At 73.2% G+C, this 8,583-nt stretch carries 10 protein-coding genes and 1 pseudogene; 7 read left to right on the plus strand and 4 right to left on the minus strand.

The features are described from left to right. Positions 1–550 (minus strand): annotated as a pseudogene (locus JNW98_RS28140) (hypothetical protein); the annotation flags it as partial. 169 nt (positions 551–719) lie between these two features. Here JNW98_RS28140 and dapE point away from each other — a divergent pair. Both dapE and JNW98_RS28150 read left to right on the plus strand, forming a co-directional pair. Further along, positions 720–1,802 carry a succinyl-diaminopimelate desuccinylase gene (gene dapE, locus JNW98_RS28145; protein WP_223771125.1) on the plus strand — a complete coding sequence of 361 codons (1,083 nt, stop codon included), beginning with the start codon at positions 720–722 and terminating at the stop codon, positions 1,800–1,802. A gap of 79 nt (positions 1,803–1,881) precedes the next feature. Next, a complete protein-coding gene (locus JNW98_RS28150) occupies positions 1,882–2,631 on the plus strand; it encodes an LOG family protein (RefSeq protein ID WP_223771126.1) in 750 nt (249 codons plus the stop codon). A gap of 79 nt (positions 2,632–2,710) precedes the next feature. On the opposite strand, the gene folP is transcribed toward JNW98_RS28150, so the two are convergent. Further along, positions 2,711–3,571, minus strand: coding sequence for a dihydropteroate synthase (gene folP / locus JNW98_RS28155; protein ID WP_223771127.1), 861 nt, complete (start codon positions 3,569–3,571; stop codon positions 2,711–2,713). 105 nt (positions 3,572–3,676) lie between these two features. On the opposite strand from folP, the gene JNW98_RS28160 reads away from it, so the two are divergent. Then, positions 3,677–4,027 (plus strand): hypothetical protein, encoded by a 351-nt coding sequence (locus tag JNW98_RS28160; protein WP_223771128.1) that lies wholly within the window; start codon positions 3,677–3,679, stop codon positions 4,025–4,027. Then, positions 4,024–4,611 (plus strand): DNA-3-methyladenine glycosylase I, encoded by a 588-nt coding sequence (locus JNW98_RS28165; RefSeq protein WP_223771129.1) that lies wholly within the window; start codon positions 4,024–4,026, stop codon positions 4,609–4,611. Before JNW98_RS28160 ends, JNW98_RS28165 begins: the two co-directional genes overlap by 4 nt. A gap of 169 nt (positions 4,612–4,780) precedes the next feature. Here the strand turns inward: JNW98_RS28165 and JNW98_RS28170 are convergent, their stop codons facing one another. Next, complete coding sequence (locus JNW98_RS28170) at positions 4,781–5,581, minus strand: enoyl-CoA hydratase-related protein (RefSeq protein ID WP_223771130.1); 801 nt, start codon at positions 5,579–5,581, stop codon at positions 4,781–4,783. Between the two features lie 329 nt (positions 5,582–5,910). Between JNW98_RS28170 and JNW98_RS28175 the strand changes: the two genes are divergently transcribed. Beyond that, a complete protein-coding gene (locus JNW98_RS28175) occupies positions 5,911–6,078 on the plus strand; it encodes a DUF3117 domain-containing protein (RefSeq protein WP_004950282.1) in 168 nt (55 codons plus the stop codon). A 234-nt stretch (positions 6,079–6,312) separates the two neighbouring features. Here JNW98_RS28175 and JNW98_RS28180 read toward each other — a convergent pair whose 3' ends face one another. Beyond that, on the minus strand, positions 6,313–7,023 hold the full coding sequence (locus JNW98_RS28180; protein ID WP_223771132.1) for an O-methyltransferase: 711 nt from the start codon (positions 7,021–7,023) through the stop codon (positions 6,313–6,315). A 142-nt stretch (positions 7,024–7,165) separates the two neighbouring features. On the opposite strand from JNW98_RS28180, the gene sigE reads away from it, so the two are divergent. Both sigE and JNW98_RS28190 read left to right on the plus strand, forming a co-directional pair. Further along, a complete protein-coding gene (sigE, locus tag JNW98_RS28185; protein ID WP_078588176.1) occupies positions 7,166–7,939 on the plus strand; it encodes an RNA polymerase sigma factor SigE in 774 nt (257 codons plus the stop codon). Then, positions 7,936–8,583 (plus strand): zf-HC2 domain-containing protein (locus tag JNW98_RS28190; RefSeq protein ID WP_223771131.1); only part of this gene is annotated, 648 nt, incomplete at its 3' end. The genes sigE and JNW98_RS28190, both read left to right, overlap by 4 nt.

Below are 8,583 nucleotides of genomic sequence, written 5' to 3' on the forward strand. Positions count from 1 at the left end.
TGAACGCGGCCGGGGCCCGACCGGTCAGCGCCGCCGCCAGTAGCGAGGCCCCCGGCTCGTGCTTCGCGTACGCCTGCGGGAACCCGCTGCGCTGCACCTTCTGCGCCGCCACCGTGAGCGGCAGCCGCGAGTAGCCCGGCACCTGGACGAGGTGCGTGTAGAAGGAGCCCGACGCGTAGACCGGATCGGTGATCTGACGGGCCGTGCCCCAGCCCTGCGTCGGCCGCTGCTGGAACAGCCCCTGCGAATCCCGGTCGCCGTGGTGGATGTTGCGCAGCCCCGACTCCTGCATCGCGGTGGCGAGGGCGATCGTCACGGCCCGCTCCGGCAGCCCGCGCGAGGTGCCCACGGCGGTGATGGCCGAGGCGTTCGCCGCCTGCTCCGGGTCGACCGAGTACGACTCCCCGTCCACGCGCACGGTGCAGCGCGGGGCGCCCGGGCCGGCCGTCAGGTAGTGCGCCACCAGGTAACCGGCCAGCGCCAGCAGCACTCCGCAGGCGGCCCCGACGCGCAGCAGTCGTCCGCGGCGGACAGCGAAGATCGGGGGCATACGGCCCACGTTACTTGACGGAACAGGCCGTGGGCCGCTTCGTCCGGGCCCGGTGTCCGGGATGCCGGACAGCGGATGGAACGCGTGATTCCGGTGCCGGCGGGGCGGGCGCGGGGATTCCCGCCACGGCCCGGGCCGGTCTCCGGGACTCCGGGTTAGAGTCGCCTGCATGGACCACGCCGCCGCACTCGACCTGTCCCTCGACGCCGCCGCGCTCACCGCGCGCCTCGTCGACTTCCCGTCGGTCAGCGGTACGGAGGGGCCGCTCGCCGACGCCATCGAAACGGCCCTGCGCGCGCTCCCGCACCTGACGGTGGACCGGCACGGCAACAACGTCGTCGCCCGAACGAACCTCGGTCGCGCCGAACGCGTGGTCCTCGCCGGGCACATCGACACCGTGCCCATCGCCGACAACGTCCCCTCCCGCCTCGATGGCGACGGCGTGCTCTGGGGCTGCGGCACCAGCGACATGAAGGCCGGCGTCGCCGTCCAGCTGCGCGTCGCCGCCACCGTCCCCGAGCCCAACCGCGACCTCACCTTCGTCTTCTACGACAACGAGGAGGTCTCCGCCCACCTCAACGGCCTCGGGCACGTCGCCGAGGCCCACCCGGACTGGCTGGCGGGCGACTTCGCGATCCTCCTCGAACCCTCCGACGCCGAGGTGGAGGGCGGCTGCCAGGGCACCCTGAGGGTGATCCTCCGCTTCGAGGGCGAGCGCGCCCACTCCGCCCGGAGCTGGATGGGCTCCAACGCGATCCACGCCGTCGCCCCGGCCCTCGCCCGGCTGGCCGCGTACGAGCCGCGCCGGCCCGTCATCGACGGCCTCCAGTACCACGAGGGCCTCAACGCCGTCCGCGTCGGCGGCGGGGTGGCGAACAACGTGATCCCCGACGAGTGCACCCTGACGGTGAACTTCCGCTACGCGCCGGACCGCTCGGCGGAGGACGCGCTGGCCCACGTCCGCGAGGTGTTCGAGGGCTGCGGCGTGACGGAGATGACCGTCGACGACCACTCGGGGGGCGCCCTCCCCGGCCTCTCCCACCCGGCCGCCGCGGCCTTCATGGAGGCCGTCGGCGGCCACGCGCGGCCCAAGTTCGGCTGGACCGACGTGGCCCGCTTCTCCGCCCTCGGAGTGCCCGCCGTCAACTACGGTCCCGGCGACCCGCTGTACGCGCACAAGCGCGACGAACACGTGGTCGTGGACCGGATCCACCGGTGCGAGGAGCGGCTGCGGGCCTGGCTGACGGCCTGATCCGGACCGCTCGGGCACCCCGCTCCTCGTCCGTTGGGCCTACGCTGAACTGCACCAACGGCAGCGGAGGGAGCACGGAATGGTCAATTCCGACGGGGCGCGCACACGGCGGGAGCAGCGCCGGGGGCCGGTGCTGCGACGCCATGGGCAGATGCAGCAGGGCACCACGGACCAGCATCTGCTGGACACCCGGGGGACGGCGGACTGGGTGCACGAGGACCCGTTCCGGGTGCTGCGCATCCAGTCCGAGTTCGTCGAGGGCTTCGGCGCCCTCGCCGAACTCCCCCCGGCGATCAGTGTGTTCGGTTCCGCCAGGACCCGGCGGGACTCACCGGAGTACGAGGCCGCGACCGCGATCGGCCGGGGCCTGGTCGAGGCCGGCTTCGCCGTGATCACCGGCGGCGGGCCGGGCGCCATGGAGGCAGCGAACAAGGGTGCGATGGAGGCGGGCGGCGTCTCCGTCGGCCTCGGCATCGAGCTGCCCTTCGAACAGGGCATCAACCCCTATGTGAACCTCGGGGTCGACTTCCGCTACTTCTTCGTCCGCAAGACGATGTTCGTGAAGTACGCGAGCGGCTTCGTGGTGCTGCCGGGCGGACTGGGGACGCTGGACGAGCTGTTCGAGGCGCTCACCCTGGTGCAGACGAAGAAGGTGACGCGGTTCCCGATCGTCCTCTTCGGCTCCGACTACTGGCGGGGCCTGGTGCGGTGGATCGAGGAGACGCTGGTGGCCGAGGGCAAGGTGGGGGCGCAGGACCTCCAGCTGTTCCATGTGACGGACGACGTCGAGGAGGCCATCACGCTGGTGACGAAGGAGGCGGGGGCCTGAGGGCATGAGGAGGGGGCGCGTCGGACTTCCCGCGCCCCCGCCCCATGGCGGTCCCGCGCCCCCGCCCCAAGGCGGTCGGCTACGCCAGACCGCGCCGGGCGACCGCCGGCTCCCGGTGGCCGGCGATGGACGCCACCATGTCGAGCACCTGCCGGGTCTCGGCCACCTCGTGGACGCGGTACACCTGGGCGCCCAGCCAGGCCGACACCGCGGTCGTGGCGAGCGTCCCGAGGAGCCGCTCCTTGACCGGCCGGTCCAGCGTCTCGCCCACGAAGTCCTTGTTGGACAGCGAGACCAGCACCGGCCAGCCGGTCTCCGCCATCTCGCCGAGCCGCCGCGTGGCCTCCAGCGAGTGCCGGGTGTTCTTCCCGAAGTCGTGCCCCGGGTCGATCATGATCCCGTCGCGCCGCACGCCGAGCGCGACGGCCCGTTCGGCCAGCCCCACGGTGACCCGCAGGATGTCCGCCATCACGTCCTCGTACTCGGTCCGGTGCGGCCGGGTGCGCGGCTCGACGCCGCCCGCGTGGGTGCACACCAGGCCGGCGCCGTACCGGGCGGCGACCTCGGCGAGCCGGGGGTCGAAGCCGCCCCACGCGTCGTTCAGCAGGTCCGCGCCGGCCTCGCAGACCGCCTCGCCGACCTCGTGCCGCCAGGTGTCCACGCTGATCACCACGTCCGGGTGGCGGCGGCGCACCTCGGCGACGAAGCCGACGGTCCGCCGGGCCTCCTCCGCGGCCGTCACCTCCTCGCCGGGGCCGGCCTTCACCCCGCCGATGTCGATGATCGCGGCGCCCTCGGCCACCGCCTGCTCGACCCGGTCCAGCGCGGGCTCGTCCTGGAAGGTGGCTCCCCGGTCGTAGAACGAGTCCGGCGTCCGGTTGACGATCGCCATGATCACCGGCTCGTGGGCCCCGAACTCGCGTCGTCCCAGCCGCAGCATTCTTCCCGCACTCCCTCTCCGTGGTCCGTCAGCGACCTTAACCGTCGGTGCGGCCGTAGTGGACATGGCACGATCGGGGAGGACGGATCGACCGGGGAGAGGCTCGTGTTCTGGTTCTTGCTCATCGCGTTGGTCGTGGTGGTCGCCGCGGTCACGCTCGCCGTGCTGAGCGGCCGCGACGGCGTGCTGCCCGAGGCGGAGCCGGACCGCACCGCCTGGTCGCTGCCCCCGGACCGGCCGCTGGCCCGCGCGGACGTCGACGGCCTGCGACTGCCCGTCGCCCTGCGCGGCTACCGCATGACCGACACGGACGACGTCCTGGACCGGCTCGCCGCCGAGCTGACCGAGCGGGACGCGCGCATCGCCGAACTGGAGGCGGCCCTCGCCGGGGCCCGCGCGGAGGCGCGGAAGGCGAACGAGCGGACACGGGACGAGGACGAGGGGGAGCGGGCATGAGCGACGGAGTGGTCATCGGGCCGGACGGCCTGGCGCGGTGCCCGTGGGGGCTGGAGGACGAGTCGCGCGCGGACTACCGCCGCTACCACGACACGGAGTGGGGCGTCCCGGTCCACGGGGACGACGTCCTGTTCGAACGGATATGCCTGGAGGCCTTCCAGTCCGGCCTCTCCTGGCTGACGATCCTCCGCCGCCGCGAGGGCTTCCGCACCGCCTTCGCCGGCTTCTCCATCGCCAAGGTCGCCGCCTTCACGGAGACCGACGAGGCCCGGCTCCTCGCCGACCCGGGCATCATCCGCAACCGCGCCAAGATCGGCGCGGCGCTGGCCAACGCGAAGGTGGCCGCGGAGTGGGCACCCGGCGAGCTCACGTCGCTCGTCTGGTCCTTCGCCCCGGCCGCCGGGGCCCGCCCGGTGCCCCGCACGGCGGCCGACGTACCGCCGCTGACGGCGGAGTCGACGGCGCTGTCGAAGGAGCTGAAGCGGCGGGGGTTCCGGTTCGTCGGGCCGACGACGGCTTATGCGCTGATGCAGGCGTGTGGGCTGGTGAACGATCACCTGGCGGGGTGCCACGTGCGGGGGTGAGGGGGTGGTGCCCCGATCCCGCCCCTTCGCCGATTCCTGGGGCTGCGCCCCTGACCCCCTGGGCGCGCACTTCAGCCCGTCCGGCGATTGAGGACAACCGCGCGGAGCGCGGTTGCGGGGGTGCGGGGATGCCCCCGCAGAAACGGGAAGGGGCGGGATCGGGGAACCCTCACCGCCCCACGAACCGCGGCCGCTCCTTCTTCAGGAAAGCCTCCACCGCGGCCCGGTGATCATCAGACCCCCCGACGCGAGTCTGAAGCACCTCCTCCACCGCCAACGTCTCGGCGAGCGAGTGATCCGCCCCGAACGCCACCGCCTGCTTGATCGCCGCGAACGTGAGCGTCGGCCCCTCCGCGAGCCGCCGCGCGACGGCGGAGGCCTCGGCGAGCAGCTCGCCCACGGGCACGACCTTGTGCGCGAGACCAAGGGAGAGAGCCTCCGACGCGGACACGCTCCGCGGAAAAAGCAGCAGATCCATGGCCCGCCCATGCCCCACAAGCCGCGCCAGCGTCCAGGACACCCCGGAGTCCCCGGCGAGCGCCACACCGGCGAAGGCGGTGTTGAAGGAGGCCGTGTCGGCGACGACGCGGTAGTCGGCGGCGAAGGCGAAACCCGCCCCGGCCCCGGCGGCGACCCCGTTCACCCCGGCGACGACCGGCTTGGGCATCTCGGCGAGGGCGAGGGTGATGGGTGAGTAGTGCTCCTTGACCGTCTCCCAGGTCCGCGCGGTGCCGTGCTCCCGGTCGGCGGCGAGCGAGGCGGTGTGCTCCTTCAGGTCCTGGCCGACGCAGAAGGCGCGTCCGGAGCCGGTGAGCAGGACGGCGCGGACGGCGGTGTCGTCCGCCGCCCGCCGGACGGCGCCGAGGAGGGCCACCTTGGTCGCCGTGTCCAGCGCGTTCATGGCGTCGGGCCGGTTCACGGTGATCGTCGCGAGCCCGTCGGCCACCTCGTACAGCACGGTGTCGGCCATGGAGCGTCCCTCCCTCGGAATGACTGCGGTCAGCGGTCAGCTTGCCGCAGAAGGCCGTGCGGCACAGGGGGCCGGCATGTGACCTGCGTCAAAGAAGTCAAAGAATCGTTCCTCTGTACGGGTGCGTGGTTGCCGAGCAGGCACCGGGCAATCGCCGAATTGGGTGGTTTTGCCGGAGCGTGTTGCCGAAGGGATGCCGACCGATGTTGGTCATTGGGTCGCGCGATGCGGGATAATGGCCTGGAAGCAATGTGTTCGATGCCGGTGACACGTGCCCTTCGGAGGGGTCGTCGGCTGACGATGAGCTGGTTTCAGGAAGGGGAACGAGCATGGCGGCCATGAAGCCGCGGACGGGCGACGGCCCGCTCGAGGTGACCAAGGAGGGGCGGGGCATCGTCATGCGGGTTCCGCTCGAAGGCGGCGGTCGTCTCGTCGTCGAGCTGACCCCGGACGAGGCGGCGGCTCTTGCCGACGCCCTGAAGAACGTCGTCGTCTGACACCCGGACCGCGGGTCTTTCGCTGACTTTTCCCTGCCCTGGCAGCCGGTGTGACCGGCGGCCGGGGCAGGGCCTTCTCATATTCCGGACACTTTTCCACGGATTTCCGGGGGGACCCGGGACGGTCCCGTTCCGCCCCGCGCCCGATGGCCGGAAACCGACGGCCGCCCCGGCTGGTGGACCCCTCCGCGCCGGTGAACCCCTCCGCCGGTGAACCCCTCCGGGGGAGCCCCGTCAGCCCCGCCGGGCCGCGCACAGCAGCCCGTCCCCCACCGGCAGCAGCGACGGCAGCAGCACCGCCGACTCCCGCACCACCCGGAGCAGTTCGCGCAGCCGCAGCACCTCCGCCGGCTGGGCGGCCGAGTCGACCGTCCGCCCGTCCGCGAAGACGCCCTCGAAGCAGACGACCCCGCCGGGCCGCAGCAGGCGCAACGATTCCGCTAGGTAGTCGAGGTACTCCAGCCGGTCACCGTCGCAGAACACCAGGTCATACCCGCCGTCCGCCAGCCGGGGCAGCACTTCCAGCGCGCGGCCGGGGATGAACCGGGCGCGGTTGCCGGCGAAGCCCGCGGCGCGGAACGCCTGCCGGGCGAACTGCTGGCACTCGGGGTCGCTGTCCACCGTGGTGAGGACGCCGTCCGGGCGCATGCCGTGCAGGAGGTGCAGGCCGGAGACGCCGGTGCCGGTGCCGATCTCCGCGACGGCCTTGGCGTCCACGGCGGCGGCGAGCAGGCGCAGCGCGGAGCCCGTGCCGGACGACACCGAGCGGAGCCCCGCCTCCTGGGCCCGGTCGCGTGCCCAGAGCAGTGCCGGGTCCTCGATGTGCTCGACGCCGTACGCATCGGCGAACGCCCAGCTCGTCTGCCGGTTGCCGGTAATGGCCCTCTCCTGTCCCCATGTGTCGACGCAACGGTGACTGTATCCGCTGCTGTCGGGAACCCGCAGATGGGACCATGCGTTGACGGGGTGTGAGGGAGGGCGGGGAGAAGGCGACGGGGGCCGGGCGGCCCCGGCGGGGGTCCGGAGCGCGGATCAATCCCAAAAGCAGGTCAAAATTCCTTATCCGGAGCTAACGGGCGAGGTGGATATGGTAGGGGCTCCACTGGACACCACCAGAGCCGACAGGGGAGGTGCGGCTTCGAACGGTGACCGCCGGGGAGTGCTCAGGCGCTTCCGCCGGTCCGCCGCGGAGCCGAAATCCGTGACCGACACCGCTGACCGTTCCGCCGCCCGCAAGACCGCGACCGCGACGTTCGCCACCGACGCGGACGCGCCGGCGTGGACGCCTCCCACCTGGGAGGAGATCGTCAGCACGCACAGTGCACGGGTCTACCGCCTCGCTTACCGCCTGACGGGTAATCAGCACGACGCCGAGGACCTGACGCAGGAGGTCTTCGTCCGGGTCTTCCGCTCGCTGTCCACGTACACGCCGGGGACGTTCGAGGGCTGGCTGCACCGCATCACCACCAACCTGTTCCTCGACATGGTCCGCCGCCGCCAGCGCATCCGCTTCGACGCGCTGGGCGACGACGCCGCCGAGCGGCTCCCCAGCCGCGAGCCGTCCCCGCAGCAGCACTTCAACGACACGCACTTCGACGCGGACGTGCAGCAGGCGCTCGACACCCTCGCGCCCGAGTTCCGGGCCGCCGTGGTCCTCTGCGACATCGAGGGCCTCTCCTACGAGGAGATCGCGGCGACCCTCGGCGTGAAGCTGGGCACCGTCCGCAGCCGCATCCACCGCGGCCGTTCCCACCTGCGCAAGGCGCTGCGGCACCGCTCGCCCTCCGCCCGCGCCGAGCAGCGGGCCCTGGCCGGGGCGGCCCCCGGCGCCCGGCTGAGTGGGGAGGTCGGGATCGCGTGACCGGTTCAGGCGGTCAGTCCCCCGCCGAGATCCATCTCGGCGACCGCCTCGCGGCCCTGGTCGACGGGGAGTTGGGACACGATGCGCGGGAGCGGGTGCTCGCCCACCTCGCCACCTGCTGGACGTGCAAGGCGGAGGCCGACGCGCAGCGCCGGCTCAAGAGCGTGTTCGCGGAGGCGGCGCCGCCGCAGCTCTCCGAAGGGCTGCTCGCCCGGCTGCAGAGCCTGCCGGCCATGGGCCCGGACGGCCCCGCGGGTCCCCGGCAGCCGGGGGCTCCGGCCGACGGCGGGCCCGGTGGCACCGACCGCGACGACGGCTTCGGCCTGCGGGCGGACGCCTTCGCCCTCCTGCCGGTGGGCGCCCTCTCGGCCCGTGACCGCGGGTTCCGCGTCCACGAGGTGGGACGGAGCCCGTCGCGCGGCCGGCGGTTCGCCTTCGCCGCGGCGGGGGCCGTCACGATAGCGGCGTTCGCCCTGGTCGGCGCCGAGCCGCTGCGGTCCGCCGTGGAGGCGCCGCGCGCCCGGCCCGAGAACCCGAGGGTGTCCCACCCGCTCAACCCGCTGGCCCTGTCCGCGCCCGGCGGCGCCGCCCCGGCCACCGGCGGCGCTCGCGGTGCCGGAACGGGCACCGGCACAGGCACCGGC

This window comes from Streptomyces huiliensis (assembly GCF_020037025.1).
GTDB classification, from domain to species: domain Bacteria; phylum Actinomycetota; class Actinomycetes; order Streptomycetales; family Streptomycetaceae; genus Streptomyces; species Streptomyces huiliensis.